Below are 16,957 nucleotides of genomic sequence, written 5' to 3' on the forward strand. Positions count from 1 at the left end.
GAAATAGAGGATATCATGGCATTAAGAATTGAATTAGAAGGCGATAAACCGGGTGTTGCTAAGTTTTTAGCGCAAAAATGGAGTGGTAGTGCAGATATTGATATACTTATTCAACGCAACCAAGATGGTTATTATTTGTCCGGTCTTAATCAATGGGGACCAGAAAAGAATTGGCATACAGTAACTAGTATGTCTGTCGAGAATGAGCAATTAAGTGGTCTCGTTGATGAATGGCTAGTTGATTCTCTGTTATCTCAAGAAAATAGTGTTAGATTTCTTGCTGAAATTCGTGATAAACAAAATCAAAGCTATATTGATAGAGGAGTGGTAAATATTGCTGAAACAGTATTCCCTTCATCTGCTTTAAATACCCAATTATCAATATCTGATGAGACTAAACAAAATACCTTTGAGTCGGATAAAGTAGCTTCTAATCTTGTTGAATCTGATGATTCTCAACCTGTAGAACCTGAAACCGAAGAACAAACAATTGGGATGGAAAATGAGGTAATAGTAGAACCTGAAATGGAATCTGAAATAGAGGTAACGCCAACACCAACGATAACACAACAAGAGGTGTCAGCTTCACAACCCACTAAAGCAAAAAGTAAATTAGGGTTGATTATTATCATTTTTGTCATTCTACTGACTTTAGCTGGGATTGGCTTTGCAGTATGGTATTTTTTATTTTCTCAAGATAAAAATCCTTTAACTTCTCTAATTCAAAGTAATAGTCAATGTAATATTGCTAATGCAACAACTGATGATTTATCTTTTATTCAACAATGTTTACAGAGTAAACCAGATGCTGATGCAGTAATTGATGTCATAAATCAGGCTAAACAAGCTAATAAATGTAATATCGCACAACGGTTATATGCCAATCAATCTTTATTGAATGCCAAAGTGGCCTTACTTTATGCGAAAGAATACGATGTGAAGTTTTATCAAGATAACCAGTGCTTCAAAGCAGATAAAGAAACGGCAATTTATTGGTATGAAACGTCATTAAATAATGATCCAAATAACGAGCTGGCTAAAGAACGGTTAGCTGAATTACAAAAATAATTAAGGTGCAGGTATGAAAAAAACAGTAATTTCAACATTGATTTTCGGATTTAGCCTGACTTGCTTACCTTTGGTTAGTTCGGCTTTAGAACCGTTAAAGCAAGCCGGTAAAACAACGCTTTATCAGCGAGTCTTGAGTACACCAACTTGTGAGTTAAAAAAAAATATTAATGATGCTACTGGTCAATCAGTACCTGCCTTTTCGCGTTATTATGTGTATGAACGGAAAAATGAAAATAATCAAGAATGGTTGAATGTTGGGCCTGATTCATATGGTAAAACTGTTGGTTGGATTAATAATTCCTGTGCTGTTGCTTGGAATATGCAACTGACTTTAGTTTTTACTAATCCTGTTGAACGTGATCCTTTATTATTTTTCAAAGATAAAACCTCTTTAGCAACAATTGTTGATGCTGATAAACCAGAAACATTAATAAAACCTATTCGTGATGCACTAAAAGAGAATAAAATCGCACCGCAAGTGGTAGCACAAGAACCTAAAGAATTTATTGATTTTAAAAGTAATTTCTATTTATTACCTATCTTACAGGGGGAAGAGGTAATGAATGGTCAAGGCTTTTATGAAAGAATTTTAGAGGTTGCTTCGGTTAGTAAACAAGAAACAGTTGTTAAAAATAATAAGTCGACTAATCAGTCTGCTGATGATAATACTAATCAAGTTGCCCCATTTAAGGCTGCTATTGTATTTGTTATCGATTCCACTATTTCAATGGATCCTTATATTTCTAGAACCAAAGAGGCAGTGGAAAGAGTTTATCAGCATATTGAAAAAGAACATTTACAAGATCAAGTTAAATTTGGTTTGATTTCGTTTCGCTCAAGTTTAAAAGCCTCAGATAAATTGGAATTTGTCAGTAAAGTTTTTGCAGATCCAAATAAAGTAAAAAATAAAGATGATTTTAAAAAATTAAGTGCTTCACTCAAACAAGCATCTGTATCCACCGCTTATTTTGCTGAGGACTCCTATGCAGGTGTATCTCAAGCATTAAATGATATTAATTGGAATAGCTTTGGTGCTCGATATATGATTTTGATTACCGATGCAAGTGCTATTCCAGGTGATGATAAGCTTTCAAGTACCGGTATGGATGCAGCCCAGTTGCGACTTGAAGCACAGCATAAAGGAGTTGCAATTTATGCTTTACATTTAAAAACACCGAGTGGTGAAAAGGATCATCAAGTAGCAGCTGCCCAATATTCTGATTTGACTTATAACGATTTTATTCATAAATCATTGTATTATCCCGTTAATGCTGGTGATGTTAATGAATTTGGTAAGAAAGTCGATTCATTAGCACAAGCTTTATCAGAACAAGTTAAATTAGCTTATAAAGGGGAATCATCAGTTGGTAATGCGCTTAATGCTAAAGATGATGATGCAGATATGTTAAAAGATGCTTTACTATTGAGTAAGGCGATGCAATTAGCTTATCTAGGTGATACTAAAGGAACTAAAGCGCCAACTGTTTTTAAAGCATGGATTGCTGATAAAGATTTTGTTAAACCGACTATTCCAACTGCGGAACCACGAATTTTGTTAACTAAATCACAATTAAGTGATTTGAGTGATATTGTGACTAAGATAGCTAATGCAGCTAATGATGGATTAATTTCAGCTGATGATATGTTTTCACAACTACGTTCTGTTGCTGCTGCAATGGGACAAGATCCAAATAAATTAAAATCAGATTCTGTCACTAAGATTGCTGATTTAGGTTTACTTGGCGAGTATTTAGATAATATTCCTTATAAAAGTGATGTAACTGGTCTTGATCAAGAAACATGGAAGAGTATGAGTGGAATTGAACAAGAAAAGTTTATCCGTAATCTAAATAGTAAAGTTCGTTATTATCAAAAATGTAATGCTGATGTTGATCGTTGGATTTCATTATCTGAAGGTAGTGATCCGCGCGAAAATGTCTATCCTGTACCATTAGAAATGTTGCCATAAAAAATGTTAACTATTAATAATCTGGTAATTTCCAGACCGATAGGCAAATCTTTTTTTAAAGTTTGCCTACCAGAGCTTTCGGTTAAAGCCGGTCAAGTTGTTGTCATTAAAGGTGATAGTGGTTGTGGTAAAAGTACTTTACTAGAAATGATTGGTATGATTCTTCAACCTGATGAAATTAGCCATTATCATCTTATAGTTGATAATCAAAATTACGATATTGCAGATGTGATTCAACGCAATGATGTAAATGAATTAGCGACTATACGCGCAAAATATTTGGGATTTATGTTACAAACGGGTGGATTATTACCTTTTTTAAATATTAAAGATAATATTTTATTATCAGCGAAGTTATTACAAAAAAATATTGAACCAACCAGATTTGATTACTTAATTGATAAATTGAATATAGGTCATTTGTTGAATAAATATCCTAAACAGTTATCAATAGGTGAAAGACAACGAGCATCTTTCATTCGTTCGATTATTCATAGACCTGCGTTACTGTTAGCTGATGAACCAACTTCCGCACTTGATCCTTATAATGCTAATTTATTATTTGATCTAATTATAGAGCAAGCCCAGCAAGATAATATTGCGGCTATGATTGTCACTCATGATTGGCAGAAAATTGAAAATAAAGGATTGTTTACTTTATCGGCAAAATTAACTTCTACACAATCATCAGAATTTTTACCGTTATCAAGTAAGGTATAGAAGATGGATAATGTAACATCAAAATGGCGATTTATTATTCGGTTATCATTAGCCGATTTATGTTATGATAAGAAAGTATCATTTTGTATTATCGCATCTATAATATCAGTCATTACACCATTGTTGCTATTATTTAGTTTGAAATATGGCGTAGTCGCTCAGCTACGCCATCAATTACTTAATGACCCACAAAATTTAGAGATAAAAATTGTTGGTAATTTACAACTTGATCAGCAAATGTTCGATTGGATTGCAAAGCAACCTGAGACGGCATTTGTTATTCCTCTTACTCGTTCTTTGAATACTCAAGCGGATTTGCTTAATGATTCAAGTCATTTTGTTAATAATGCTGAAGTTATTCCGACCGCTAAAGGTGACCCAATAACTCAAGATATGCCTTATATTCCTCAAAAAAATCAAATTCTATTGAGTTCTTTGGCGGCCGAGAAAATGCAAGCAGCAATTGGTAACCGAATAAAAATGGTTATTACTAGACAACTAGATGGTAAATTGGAAAAAGGAAGAACTGAATTAGAGGTTATAGGTATCATTCCTGAAGCGTATTATAGTCGTGCAGCAGGTTTTATAAGTTTAGATCTTTTAATTGAAATGGAACATTTTTATGATGGTTATCAAAGTGAAATTTTTCCAACCGGAACAGGTTTAACTGATTCTTCCTACCCTAACTCATTTGCAAGAGCTCGAATTTATGCTAATTCGCTTGATAATGTTGCTCCTTTAGCCTTTAAATTGCGTGAAAAAAATATAGAAACGCGAACTCAGGCTAATGCGATTGAAAATATGCAAGCTATTGATCGAGTCTTAGGTTTTATTTTTAGTGTGATTGCTATTACGGCAATTTTTGGATGTATATTATCTTTCAGTGGTTCATTTTTATCTAATATAGAGCGAAAACGTAAGGATATTGCTTTTATGAGGCTTATAGGATTTAAGTCTAAGCAAGTTATGCTCTATTTACTGATACAAGCAATGACGTTAAGCTTTTTAGCTTTTATCGTATCATGTTTGCTATTTTTATTAGGAAATTGTGCATTTAATCTGGTTTTAGGTAAAAATTTAGTTTCACAACCAATCGTTAGTCAATTACAATTTTATCATTTCATTATCGCATTTATATTAACACTATTAATATCATTTGTTGTTGTTGCGATAGGAGGACGAGGTGCTATCAATATTCAACCCGCCGAAAGCCTACGTGAAGCGTAAGCTTAAGCCTATTTTTTTGGGGATTATTTTCGGTTTTATTCCTAGTATGGGATATGCTCAGTCATGGGATAGTAAATTTTATAATCCTAAACCAGCCAATGATGATGTTATTCTGCCTATGCCATGTGAAGGTAGTTTGGTGATGAGAAAAGTTTTTACACCAACACGTAAACCATTGGATGATGTTAAAATTGTTTTAGGTAATAACCAAAAAGAACTTGGTTTCGCTGAGTATGCAACACCGAATTATATCTCAGGTAGCTTTTCTGATGATGGTGCAGAAAGATATTATCTTATTGGTAAATATGAAATTACCGTCCTTCAATATCAATCAGTTATGAATGATAATTGCCCAACAGCCAAAACTAATCTTGCTTTTCCTATTACTGATATCAGTTGGTTTGATGCTGTAGCTTTTACTGATAAATATAATCATTGGCTAATTGAACAAGCAAAAAATAGATCAAAAGACTTACCCAAAGGGTATGTTCGTCTACCAACTAATACTGAATGGGAATATGCGGCAAGAGGTGGTTCTAAAGTTAGCGAATCAGAATTCCGTGAATCAAAATTTCCTATGGTGAATAGTTTAGAAAATTATGCTTGGTTTTCTGGTGCAAAATCAGCCAATGGTAAACTGCAACTTATTGGTCGGTTAGATGCTAATCCGCTTGGTCTTTACGACATTTTGGGTAATGCGAATGAAATGATGTTCGATTCATTTCGCATGAATAAACTAGATCGTTATCATGGTCAGCAAGGAGGTATGACTGTTCGCGGTGGAAGTTATTTAACGCCAGAAGCATCGATAACTACTGCATTCAAAATAGAAAAACCTTACTATGATCTTCAAAGTGCTTATAGAAGCAAAGATGTTGGATTTCGGTTAGTTTATACAACTGAAGTTATGCAGTCGAATGATCTAGTAAAAGAACTGGACAAAGAATGGAATGAACTGGGTAACCAAGCGGGTCTTTCAAAAGATGATAATGTGGTTAGCGAGCTGGAAAAAATTACCAAGCAAGTCGATGATGAAAAAACTAAAAAAGAATTAAATCAACTTAATTCTCTTTTACGTAGCGCTAATCAAGCTCGTGATGAACAGAGAGATCGCTCTATTCAATCAGCTTTACAATTAGGTGCTTTTTTATGTGCTAATGTTTCCGATTTAAATGCTAAATTTGAATATAACAATAATTTATATGAAATAATGACTAATGAGGTATGTGATCCAAATGAAATAGAAACATTGAATGAAGATAATATGTGTTCCAAAGTGAAGCTAAATGATTTAAAAAATGTCCTAAATGAATCTAAAAATTCCCGTGATTTTATATTAAAATATTATTCAGATACTATTGTAAATACTGCAACAAATTATGAGAAGGATACCATTAACAATCAATCTAAGCCTACGCAATTTATACTTGAAAATAGTGGTAAAGCCAACATGAGCGATTATTTAAAACTCTATTTCAAACATATTAATAAATATATTGAATCCGGGAAGATCGACCGAGCAAATTGGCTTGAGACGTGTAATGAAATAAAAGGAAAGTAATAATGAATAAATTAATAGTAACAATGACCTTGTGTATCTCACTGATTCTATCAGGTTGCCAAGCATCAGGTGGTGCAAGTTCAAAAGATGTTGATCCAGCTTTAAGCAAAAGTAATAGTGCCAAATTTTTTAGTAAATCAGCATGGCAGTCTTGTGCTATAGGGGCTGGTATCGGTGGTATTGGTTGTGTATTATTGGGCGGTAAAACTGGCACATGTCTTGCCTCAGCGGCGGTTGGTTGTGGTGTAATGATGGGGGCCAATTATTATCTTGATAATAAACGAGCTGAATATGCTGATGCTGAAATGCGACTTGATGTTTATATTCAAGATGTTCAGCAAAATACTTATGAAGTCCAAGCAGTTACTGAAAGTGCAAAAGCTGTTTTAGATAAAAACTTGGCAACATTAAAATCATTAAATAAACAAATTAATTCTCAATCCGTTACTAAAACACAGGCCCAAAAAGATCTGACTCAAATAGACGCCAATATTGCTTATTTGAAAGATAAATTATCTCGCATGAAAAAAGTTGAAAATGATTGGGTTTCAATTTCATCACAAGAACGACAATCGGGTGTAAATGTGTCAAAACTTGATAAAGAAATTAATCAGTTACATAAACAAATTGCGGTACTTGAAAAACAAATTAATCTTGTTACTCAACAACGTTCAGCTGTAAGGGTAAGCTAATTATGAAAAAGATATCTGTTCTATTTTTACTTAGTCCATTGTTACTTATAACTGGGTGTTCGACAACGCCAGAACAATGTGACCCAACTAATACTAACATAGGTATTATGGATAAAATTAGTTGCAATTATTCAGGTAACTATCAAGCTCGTATTGATAAAAAAGAGCAAATTTTAGAGAATGAAAAACGAGCTAATGCACAATTCAGAGAAATTTATGCAACGATTGAAAGACAAAAAAATTCGACTTCATCAAGTGTTAAACAAAAGCAAGCACAGTTGCAAAAGTTAAAAAAAGAATTGACTCAATTAACTAATGAAGTAAAACAAAAGGCTAAAAATCGTGATGATTTACAAGCACAAGTTAATGATATTGAGCAACAGTTGAAGAAAGTTAACAATTCAAATTCATCTGAACTTGAAAAACAAGTTGAATTAGATAAGTTAAATAAAAAACTTCAACAGCTACAAAAAGCTTTAAATTTAGGTAAATAATTTAGCCATGCAACGTATAACAAGAGTTATATTTGATCAGGGTGAATCTGATAAGATTTCTTTGTTAAAAGAATATAATTCTTTGTTAGTATTGCTAAAGAATAATTTAACTGAGCGAACATTTTCAATTTTAGGTCAGCCAAAGTTAATTGATAATAATCAATATATTGGTTGGTATAGTAATTTAGAAGGTCAACCTATTTTACTCAATGATATTGAAAATGAAGAACATAAAAAACAGATAGAAAAAACGCTGAATACACGAATTAATGACCTTGAACTCGTAATCAAATCAATGTCATTGACAAGAGAGGAACAAGCTTTAATATCTGCATGGTTACCGAGAATAAAAAACTCAGGAAATACCATTTATGTAATTAATGATGAACCTGTTATTGTTAATTCATTTAAAGCTCCGATTTTACCTGAACCTACAGCAATACCACCAACATCAAAATCATTTTGGCGTTGGTGGTATTTTTTATTATTCGCACTGTTTTTAATTATATTGCTTGGTTTTATTTGGTTCTTTTTTTGTCCTTATGGCAAAGAAAAAGCATCAGATTCTCCATCAATAATGGCACAAAATACAGAGAAAAATAGAGTTGAATCAACCCCAGTAGTTGAACAAACTAATGTTTTAGAACCAAAAAACGAAACTGTAACAGAAGTTAAGAATTGTATAACTAAAGAAGAAGCTACTAATAAGATATCGGCTTCTAAAATGGTGATGATATTTGATAATTCAGCCTCAATGACTTTAACCTTGATGGAATCACAAGAAAGTATCGATAAATATTTAAAAAGTAATTTTTATTCGATGACAGAAAAAGAAGCCGAAGCTTATGAAAGAAAAATGACCAGATTACCTAATCGTTTATCAAGTAGTAAAGAAGTAGCATTAACCAGTATTGATAAAATACAGCAAAATATAGATATTTCTCTTGTCACGTTAACAAGTTGTCCGGCTGCGCAAACTACATCATTCTATCCTTATGAAGATAGAGAAAAATTAAAAAGTAAAATTAAACGGTTGCAGCCATTAGAATATAATAGTGCGACGCCATTATATAGTGGTGTTAAACAGGCAAGTAAAATGCTTGATGGTATTAATCGTGATGATTATATATTAATTATTAGTGATGGTGAGGATAATTGTACTAAAAGTAATATATGTACTCTTGCTAATGAAATAGCCACAGCGCAACCTCGTTTAAAAATTAATATTGTTGATATTGCCGGACAGCATAAAATAGATTGTGTAGCAAAAAGCACTGGTGGTAACGTTTATATAGCTCAAAATCCAACCGAGCTTATTAAACAAATGAGTAATGCCGTTTCAGATATGAATATTAGTAAACCTATTTGTAAATAAGATATAATAATTTTGATTTAATTGACAATTTATAAATTAAATATTTAGCTAACTAATAGACTTTTATAAAGACTTTTTAAGTAACAAGGAATAAGTTGAGAGATGCAAAGAATAACTCGTATTGCTTTTGATCATAGTAACATAGACAAGATGCAGTTACTGGAACAGTATAATTCTTTACTTTCAATACTTAAACCTCATTTGACCGCAAGAACATTTTCAATTTTTGCTTCATCAAGATTAATAGAAAACAACCAATATATTGCCTGGTATACTGATCTTGAAGGCCAACCTATATTACTTAATGATATAGGTGACTCGTCGCAAAGAACAGTAATTGAAGACGCCTTACATACTCGAATCAATGATATTGAGACTACAGTCAAATTAATTCCCTTAGATCATCAACAAAAAGCTTTAGTGTCTTCATGGTTATCAAGAATTAAAAATCCAAATAATCAAATTTATGTAATTAATAATGAACCAGTTATTATTGATACTTTTGAGCCAATTGTATTACCTGAACCGCCAATTGTCGCACCAAAAAGTTTTTGGCGATGGTGGTATACCTTAATTTTAATTTTACTTTTATTATTAATTTTAGGTTTGATATGGTTCTTTTTTAATCCTTTCAAAAAGACTAGCAAGATGGAACCAATCGTTGAACCAGCGATTACACAACCAATTGAACCGAAAAAAACGGAACTAACCGTTGAATTTGCAAAACAACCAGAGCTTGTCATTAAACCTAAACCTGAATTAAAACCAGAACCACAGGTTTCAGAGCCACAACCTGTAGTTGTACCTGACCCAACACCAGAGTCGGTTAGCAAATCAGAACCTAAACCAGCGCCAAAAGTAAAAAATCCACCAAATTGTATTACTAAGGAAGAATTGGTAAAAAATTCTAATCCATCCAAAATGGCGTTGATCTTTGATAATTCTTTATCCATGACGGTAACATTAGCAGAGCCACCTTCACAAGTTCAGCAATATTTTAATTATTTAACCCATGGCTACCCTAGCTATATGCCTGCATCTGAAAGAATTGCGTATGAAAAAAGGATGTCTCGACTACCGACTCGTTTATCAACCAGTAAAAAAGTAGCATTGACTAGTATTGATAAAATTCAACAAAATATTAATATAGCATTAGTGGCATTAAATAGTTGTTCAGCGGCAGATACAACACCATTTTATAATTATTCCGGCAGAGGCGCTTTAAAAAGTAAAATTAATCGATTAACACCAAGTGCAGCTGGTGGCGGAGGTACACCACTTTATAGTGGATTAGAGAAAGCAAGTAAAATGCTTGATGGTGTAAAACGAGATGATTATATCCTTATAATTAGTGATGGCGATGATAACTGCACAAGAAGTAATATTTGTACTCTAGCTAATTATATTGCAGCTCAAAAACCTCGACTCAAGATAAATATCGTTGATATAGCGGGTGAACATAAAATAGATTGTGTAGCTAATGCTACTCGAGGCAAAGTTTATATCGCACAAAGTCCTAAGGATATGATTAGACAGATGAATAAAGCGGTATCTGATTTAAAAATTAATCGTCCTGTTTGTCAGTAAACAGATAAATAAAATTGATAATACCAAATGATTAGTACTAGATTTTACTCAATAGCTATCTTTAAGAAAAATAATTAATAAATAAAAAAAACAGACAAAATGTCTGGTTTTTTTATTTATTAAACAATTGTTATTAGAAGTCTAAGTTAGCTGCTTTTAATGCATTTTCCTCAATAAATAGTCGGCGAGGTTCGACTTCATCTCCCATCAATGTGGTAAACAATTGATCTGCTTCAATTGCATCTTTAATGGTAACTTGCAACATACGACGACTGGTTGGATCCATGGTTGTTTCCCATAATTGTTCGGGGTTCATTTCTCCTAAACCTTTATAACGTTGGATTGTTAATCCACGGCGAGATTCTCGAATTAACCAATCAACAGCCTCTTCAAATGAGCTCACTGGTTGTTTTCGTTCGCCTCGTTGTATAAATGCACTTTCTTCAAGTAAATCTTTCAATTGTGAGCCTAAATGGCAAATATTTCGATATTCATTACTATGAATAAATACTTGATCTAAAGCATAACTGGTATCAACTCCATGTGTTCTTACTTTGATTACAGGTATATATAACTCTGCTTTTTCATTGTAATCCGCACTATAATGGTAGCTACTGCCGTGTTGTTCTTTATTTGATAATTTTTCAACAATTGATTTTGCCCAGTATTCAGATTTTTGTTGGTCTTTTAAAATATCTTCATCTAATACTTCTTGATAGACTAATTCTGATAACAATGCTCGAGGATAGCGACGTTCCATTTTAGTAATTAGTTTTTCAACTTTTTGGTATTCAGCAATTAATTTTTCTAAAGCTTCACCGGCTAAAGCAGGGGCATGATCATTAACATGTAGTGATGCATCTTCCAAAGCTAGAGCAATTTGGAATTGAGTCATTGCATCATCATCTTTAATATATTGTTCTTGTTTGCCTTTTTTAACTTTATAAAGTGGTGGTTGTGCAATATAAACATAACCTCGTTCAATAATTTCAGGCATCTGACGGTAGAAGAAGGTTAACAATAAAGTTCTAATATGTGAACCATCCACATCCGCATCAGTCATGATGATAATGCTGTGATAACGCATTTTATCTGGATTATATTCATCACGACCAATACCACAACCTAAAGCAGTAATTAAAGTTGCAACTTCTTGAGACGAAAGCATTTTGTCAAAACGGGCTTTTTCAACATTAAGGATTTTACCTTTTAACGGTAAAATTGCTTGATTCCTACGGTTACGGCCCTGTTTTGCAGAACCACCCGCAGAGTCCCCTTCCACTAAGTAAAGTTCTGATAATGCAGGGTCTTTTTCCTGACAGTCAGCTAGTTTACCTGGTAAGCCACCTAAATCTAAAGCACCCTTACGACGTGTCATTTCTCGCGCTTTTCGTGCTGCTTCGCGAGCTCTAGCTGCATCAATAATTTTGCCAACCACAATTTTGGCATCCGATGGATTTTCCAGTAAATACTCGGCTAATTTTTCACCCATCACTGATTCAACTGCTGATTTTACTTCAGACGAAACTAATTTATCTTTGGTTTGTGATGAAAATTTAGGATCTGGTACTTTTACTGATACTACTGCAATTAGTCCTTCACGTGCATCATCACCAGTGGCACTGATTTTAGCTTTTTTGCTATATCCTTCAGCTTCCATGTAGTTATTTAATGTACGCGTCATCGCTCCGCGGAAGCCGGCCAAGTGGGTACCGCCATCACGTTGAGGAATATTATTGGTAAAACAATAGATATTTTCTTGATAGCCGTCGTTCCATTGTAAAGCAACTTCGACACCAATATTATCTTTCTCAGTACTAAAATAAAAAATCTTCGGATGGATTGGATTTTTATTTTTATTTAAATATTCAACAAATGCTTGAATACCACCTTCATAATGGTAGTGTTCACTTTTACCTGTTCGTTCATCTGTAAGTTTTATTGAAACACCAGAATTTAAAAATGATAATTCACGTAATCTTTTAGCTAAATGATCGTAGACAAACTCGATATTAGAAAAAGTTTCTGGGCTTGGCCAGAAGCGAACATAAGTACCAGATTCGGTTGTTTCACCAATCACTTTTAGCGGTTCTTCTGGTACGCCTAAATGATAAGTCTGTTTATGAATTTTACCTTCACGGTAAATAACTAATTCTAATTTATCCGATAATGCATTTACAACCGAGACACCAACACCATGTAAGCCACCAGAAACTTTATATGAGTTATCATCAAATTTACCACCAGCATGTAAAACGGTCATAATAACTTCTGCAGCAGAAATACCTTCTTCTTCATGGATGCCGGTAGGTATTCCTCGACCATCATCTCGTACTGAAACAGAATTATCAGGATGGATAGTAACTTCAATATGGTGACAATAACCCGCTAATGCTTCGTCAATGGCATTATCTACCACTTCAAAAACCATATGATGAAGGCCTGTACCATCATCAGTATCACCAATATACATTCCTGGACGTTTTCGAACCGCATCAAGTCCTTTAAGTACTTTAATGCTTGAAGAATCATAAGAGTTAGACATGGATTTCTCGACTTGTTTAATTATTTATATCATTCTATATATTTAAGAAATTATACCAGATTTTATGTGAAAAATCTTATCATTTTCATCGATCATATGGGTAATTTGCTCTTGATTAACCGCGGTAATAAAAACTTGAGATTTGGCTGATTTTAATCGTTTAGCTAATAGATTACGTTTATTTTGATCAAGTTCAGAAGCAAAGTCATCTATTAAATAAATACATGATAATCCAGTTTTTTCTGAAAAATATTCCCCTTGTGATAAACGTAATGCACACATAAGTAATTTTAGTTGCCCACGAGATAGTAGATCTTCTACTGGAATATTATCTATACGTAATTTTATATCGGCTTTATGTGGGCCTAATGAGGTATAGTTAATGAATTTATCTCTCTCAAATTGTTTATATAAAATATCAGAATAATTCATCCCATATTCCCAGCCTTGATAATATTGGCAATTAAGTTGATACTCGGGTAAAAAATGCCGACAAGTTTCTATAATTTGCGGAAGTATATTTTGACTATAATCAGCTCTAATTTGACTGATTTTTTCGGCAATTGGTGTTAGTTCTTTATCCCAAGGTAATAATTGATTATAGTTAGACGATTGTTTTAATAATGCATTTCTTTGTTTAAATAACCGTTTTAAATTATTCCATAGTGATACAAATTCTGGGTAATGGTGAAAACATCCCCAGTCTATAAACGATCGACGATATTTTGGACCACCAGTAAGTAAATCAAATCCTTCTGGAGTAATTAGTTGAATAGGTAATAGTTTAGCTAAGTCAGTTAATCGAAATCCCTCATCACCGTCAATTTTTATCGTATTATCATTATTTCTTGTTTTTGATAATCCTATTGTACGAATTTGTTGCGATGATTCTATTTGGCTGAATAAAACTAACTGAGGCTTTTCATGTTGTATGATTCTATTCGATTGAATATGTCTAAATGCACGGCCATGGCCGAGCATATAAATAGCCTCAAGTAGACTAGTTTTTCCACTACCATTATCACCAACTATATAGTTGAAATGATTTGATAATGATAATTCAGCATAATCAATGTTGCGAAAATTATGGATTTTGATTTGTGAAAGAGTCATGTTGGTAAAGTTTCCGGCCGAAGCCGGAAGTTTGATAGAGAGTTATTATAAACGCATTGGCATAACAACATAAGTAGCCGATTGGTTATTGATATCTTCAATTTGCACACTAGATGTTGCATCCGTTAATAATAGTTGTACACTATCACATTTTAGTGTGTTTAATATATCTAATAAATAAGTCACATTAAAGCCAATTTCAAGCTCTTGTGACTCATATTTCACATCAATCACTTCTTCCGCTTCTTCTTGTTCAGGATTATTTGCTGTGATTTTTATTTGGTTATTATGTACATATAATCTTATACCGCGGAATTTTTCGTTTGAAAGAATTGCTACTCGTGATAACGCATTTCTAAGTTCTTCGCATGAAACTTCAAGTGGTTTATCCGGATTACGCGGCATTACTCGTTTATAATCAGGAAATCTTCCATCAATAAGTTTTGAGGTAAAGGTAAAATCACCAAGATTAACACGCAAATTATTATTACCAATCTGCATATTTACCAGTTCATCGTTGTCACTAACCAGTTTAGCGAGTTCTATTACCCCTTTTCTAGGTAAAATAACTGAACAGGATTCTGAGATATTTTGACCTACGGGTTGAGCACACACAGCTAAACGGTGACCATCTGTCGCAACGGTTTTTAATAATCCATCTTCGATCTCAAATAGCATACCATTTAAATAATATCTGACATCTTGATTAGCCATTGAAAATTGGACTGCATCAATAAGTCGTTTGATTGTCTTTTGTGGTATAGATAGATCAACATCACTTTGCCAATTTTCTAAATTAGGAAAATCTGTAGCCGGTAATGTGGCTAAGGAAAATTTACTACGCCCAGATTGAATGATTAATCGATTATCGTCAACGCTTATCGAAATTTGGGCATTACTTGGCAGATTTCGGCAAATATCGAGGAACTTTCTTGCCGGAACTGTTGTTGCTCCTGGCTCACAAGATTCGGTTAAAGGAAGATGAGATATCATCTCAATCTCTAAATCGGTTCCGGTCATTGATAGAGTATTATCGATGACTTGTAATAATAAATTACCTAAAATAGGTAAAGTAGGGCGACTGCTTAATGGTGCGCTAACAAGCTGTAAGGGCTTAATAAGTTTTTCACGATCTATAATAAATTTCATAGTGTTAATTCTTTTTTAAGTTGATAATGTTCTAATTAAATTGGAATAATCCTCTTTAATATCATTGCTTTCTTCTTTTAATTCGGCAATTTTTCGGCATGCATGTAATACAGTTGTGTGATCTCTACCGCCGAAACCATCTCCAATCTCTGGAAGGCTCTTATTCGTCAACTCTTTTGCTAACGCCATCGCGACCTGTCTTGGTCTTGCAACTGAACGGGAGCGGCGTTTTGATAATAAATCAGAAACTTTGATTTTATAATATTCAGCAACCGTTTTTTGAATATTTTCAATAGTAATCAATTTTTCTTGCAAGGCAAGTAAATCTTTCAAAGCATCTTTCACAAAATCAATAGTGATAGATTTGCCTGTAAAATTGGCATTGGCAATCACTCGATTCAATGCGCCTTCTAATTCACGTACATTTGAACGTAAGCGTTTAGCAATGAAAAATGCAACTTCTTCAGGTAGTTTTATATTATTTTCTTCTGCTTTTTTCATTAGAATTGCAACGCGAGTTTCCAGCTCCGGTGGCTCGATAGCAATGGTTAAACCCCAGCCAAATCTTGATTTTAAACGATCTTCAACGCCATTAATTTCTTTTGGATAACGATCAGAAGTTAAGATAATTTGTTGATTACCTTCTAATAACGAGTTGAAGGTATGAAAAAATTCTTCTTGAGATCGTTCTTTATTAGCAAAAAATTGTATATCGTCAATAAGTAGAGCATCAACAGAACGATAATAATTTTTGAATTCTTCAATAGCATTATTTTGTAGTGCTTTTACCATGTCTTGCACAAAGCGTTCTGAGTGCATATAAACCACTTTGGCATTTGCTTTACCGGCCATAATCCCATTGCCAACTGCATGTAATAAATGGGTTTTACCTAAACCGGTTGAACCATATAAAAATAACGGGTTATAAGCTTTTCCTGGATTTTCCGCGACTTGTTTTGCAGCTGCTACAGCTAGTTGGTTAGATTTACCTTCAACAAAACTATTAAATGTATGTTTATGATTAATCCCTGAATAGTAAGTATGGTTACTATTGCTTTCTTTGGTTGTTTTCCAAGCTGGAACAACATCAGATTTAGATTGGTTAACTTCGGATTTTTTTTCTACCGATAGAGTGGAGCCGACTTCAAGGTATAATTTTAATGAATCATTACCTAAAAGTGTGTTCAATAACTGTGAAATAGTCGTTAAATATTTATTTTTGACCCAATCTAATACAAACCTATTGGGTGCATAAATATAAAGTTTATTCTCAATCATTTCTGCTTGCAAAGGGCGAATCCATAAGTTGAATTCTGTTGTTGGAAGAGCTTCTTGTAATTGAGAAAGACAATCTTGCCAAATCGCAGTAGACACGGCTACTCCTTTAACTAGGATACTAACAATATTTTATTGATTATAATCTTTTTTGTGGATAATTTATAGCTTAAAAGCAA

Annotated in this window: 13 protein-coding genes; 9 read left to right on the forward strand and 4 right to left on the reverse strand. The window is 33.3% G+C overall.

Annotation, left to right across the window (positions count from 1 at the left end; genetic code table 11):
- Window positions 1-15: 15 nt before the first annotated feature.
- The 9 genes from H3S74_RS08095 (at window position 16) to H3S74_RS08135 (ending at window position 10,696) form a co-directional block, all read left to right on the forward strand.
- Window positions 16-1,068: a hypothetical protein gene (locus H3S74_RS08095; RefSeq protein ID WP_198247637.1), complete on the forward strand. Its 1,053-nt coding sequence runs from the start codon at window positions 16-18 to the stop codon at window positions 1,066-1,068.
- A 13-nt stretch (window positions 1,069-1,081) separates the two neighbouring features.
- The gene (locus H3S74_RS08100) at window positions 1,082-3,040 is read left to right on the forward strand and encodes a vWA domain-containing protein (protein WP_198247638.1); all 1,959 of its coding nucleotides are present in this window, start codon (window positions 1,082-1,084) and stop codon (window positions 3,038-3,040) included.
- 3 nt (window positions 3,041-3,043) lie between these two features.
- Window positions 3,044-3,760 carry an ABC transporter ATP-binding protein gene (locus H3S74_RS08105; protein ID WP_110447008.1) on the forward strand — a complete coding sequence of 239 codons (717 nt, stop codon included), beginning with the start codon at window positions 3,044-3,046 and terminating at the stop codon, window positions 3,758-3,760.
- Between the two features lie 3 nt (window positions 3,761-3,763).
- Entirely contained in the window at window positions 3,764-4,987 is a 1,224-nt protein-coding gene (locus tag H3S74_RS08110) for an ABC transporter permease (RefSeq protein ID WP_198247639.1), read from the forward strand.
- Window positions 4,944-6,548 (forward strand): SUMF1/EgtB/PvdO family nonheme iron enzyme, encoded by a 1,605-nt coding sequence (locus tag H3S74_RS08115; protein ID WP_198247640.1) that lies wholly within the window; start codon window positions 4,944-4,946, stop codon window positions 6,546-6,548. Before H3S74_RS08110 ends, H3S74_RS08115 begins: the two co-directional genes overlap by 44 nt.
- 2 nt (window positions 6,549-6,550) lie before the next feature.
- On the forward strand, window positions 6,551-7,240 hold the full coding sequence (locus H3S74_RS08120; protein ID WP_086361445.1) for a hypothetical protein: 690 nt from the start codon (window positions 6,551-6,553) through the stop codon (window positions 7,238-7,240).
- A gap of 2 nt (window positions 7,241-7,242) precedes the next feature.
- Complete coding sequence (locus H3S74_RS08125; RefSeq protein ID WP_110447011.1) at window positions 7,243-7,734, forward strand: hypothetical protein; 492 nt, start codon at window positions 7,243-7,245, stop codon at window positions 7,732-7,734.
- A 7-nt stretch (window positions 7,735-7,741) separates the two neighbouring features.
- Window positions 7,742-9,109 (forward strand): VWA domain-containing protein, encoded by a 1,368-nt coding sequence (locus H3S74_RS08130; protein ID WP_198247641.1) that lies wholly within the window; start codon window positions 7,742-7,744, stop codon window positions 9,107-9,109.
- A 102-nt stretch (window positions 9,110-9,211) separates the two neighbouring features.
- Window positions 9,212-10,696 carry a VWA domain-containing protein gene (locus H3S74_RS08135; RefSeq protein WP_198247642.1) on the forward strand — a complete coding sequence of 495 codons (1,485 nt, stop codon included), beginning with the start codon at window positions 9,212-9,214 and terminating at the stop codon, window positions 10,694-10,696.
- 133 nt (window positions 10,697-10,829) lie between these two features.
- On the opposite strand, the gene gyrB is transcribed toward H3S74_RS08135, so the two are convergent.
- The 4 genes from gyrB to dnaA are packed head-to-tail and all read right to left on the reverse strand — an operon-like array spanning window position 10,830 to window position 16,877.
- Window positions 10,830-13,241 carry a DNA topoisomerase (ATP-hydrolyzing) subunit B gene (gyrB, locus tag H3S74_RS08140; RefSeq protein WP_110447014.1) on the reverse strand — a complete coding sequence of 804 codons (2,412 nt, stop codon included), beginning with the start codon at window positions 13,239-13,241 and terminating at the stop codon, window positions 10,830-10,832.
- A 42-nt stretch (window positions 13,242-13,283) separates the two neighbouring features.
- Window positions 13,284-14,354, reverse strand: coding sequence for a DNA replication/repair protein RecF (gene recF, locus H3S74_RS08145; RefSeq protein WP_198247643.1), 1,071 nt, complete (start codon window positions 14,352-14,354; stop codon window positions 13,284-13,286).
- A gap of 45 nt (window positions 14,355-14,399) precedes the next feature.
- On the reverse strand, window positions 14,400-15,503 hold the full coding sequence (gene dnaN, locus H3S74_RS08150; RefSeq protein WP_110447016.1) for a DNA polymerase III subunit beta: 1,104 nt from the start codon (window positions 15,501-15,503) through the stop codon (window positions 14,400-14,402).
- 15 nt (window positions 15,504-15,518) lie between these two features.
- Window positions 15,519-16,877: a chromosomal replication initiator protein DnaA gene (gene dnaA, locus H3S74_RS08155; RefSeq protein WP_110447017.1), complete on the reverse strand. Its 1,359-nt coding sequence runs from the start codon at window positions 16,875-16,877 to the stop codon at window positions 15,519-15,521.
- Between the last annotated feature and the right edge of the window lie 80 nt (window positions 16,878-16,957).

This window comes from Gilliamella sp. W8126 (assembly GCF_016102185.1).
Lineage (GTDB): Bacteria > Pseudomonadota > Gammaproteobacteria > Enterobacterales > Orbaceae > Gilliamella > Gilliamella apis_A.

Coding starts and splice junctions, on each gene's coding strand:
- H3S74_RS08095 (WP_198247637.1), top strand. CDS start 16: ATGGCATTAAGAATTGAATTAGAAGGCGATAAACCGGGTGTTGCTAAG.
- H3S74_RS08100 (WP_198247638.1), top strand. CDS start 1,082: ATGAAAAAAACAGTAATTTCAACATTGATTTTCGGATTTAGCCTGACT.
- H3S74_RS08105 (WP_110447008.1), top strand. CDS start 3,044: ATGTTAACTATTAATAATCTGGTAATTTCCAGACCGATAGGCAAATCT.
- H3S74_RS08110 (WP_198247639.1), top strand. CDS start 3,764: ATGGATAATGTAACATCAAAATGGCGATTTATTATTCGGTTATCATTA.
- H3S74_RS08120 (WP_086361445.1), top strand. CDS start 6,551: ATGAATAAATTAATAGTAACAATGACCTTGTGTATCTCACTGATTCTA.
- H3S74_RS08125 (WP_110447011.1), top strand. CDS start 7,243: ATGAAAAAGATATCTGTTCTATTTTTACTTAGTCCATTGTTACTTATA.
- H3S74_RS08130 (WP_198247641.1), top strand. CDS start 7,742: ATGCAACGTATAACAAGAGTTATATTTGATCAGGGTGAATCTGATAAG.
- H3S74_RS08135 (WP_198247642.1), top strand. CDS start 9,212: ATGCAAAGAATAACTCGTATTGCTTTTGATCATAGTAACATAGACAAG.
- gyrB (WP_110447014.1), bottom strand. CDS start 13,241: ATGTCTAACTCTTATGATTCTTCAAGCATTAAAGTACTTAAAGGACTT.
- recF (WP_198247643.1), bottom strand. CDS start 14,354: ATGACTCTTTCACAAATCAAAATCCATAATTTTCGCAACATTGATTAT.
- dnaN (WP_110447016.1), bottom strand. CDS start 15,503: ATGAAATTTATTATAGATCGTGAAAAACTTATTAAGCCCTTACAGCTT.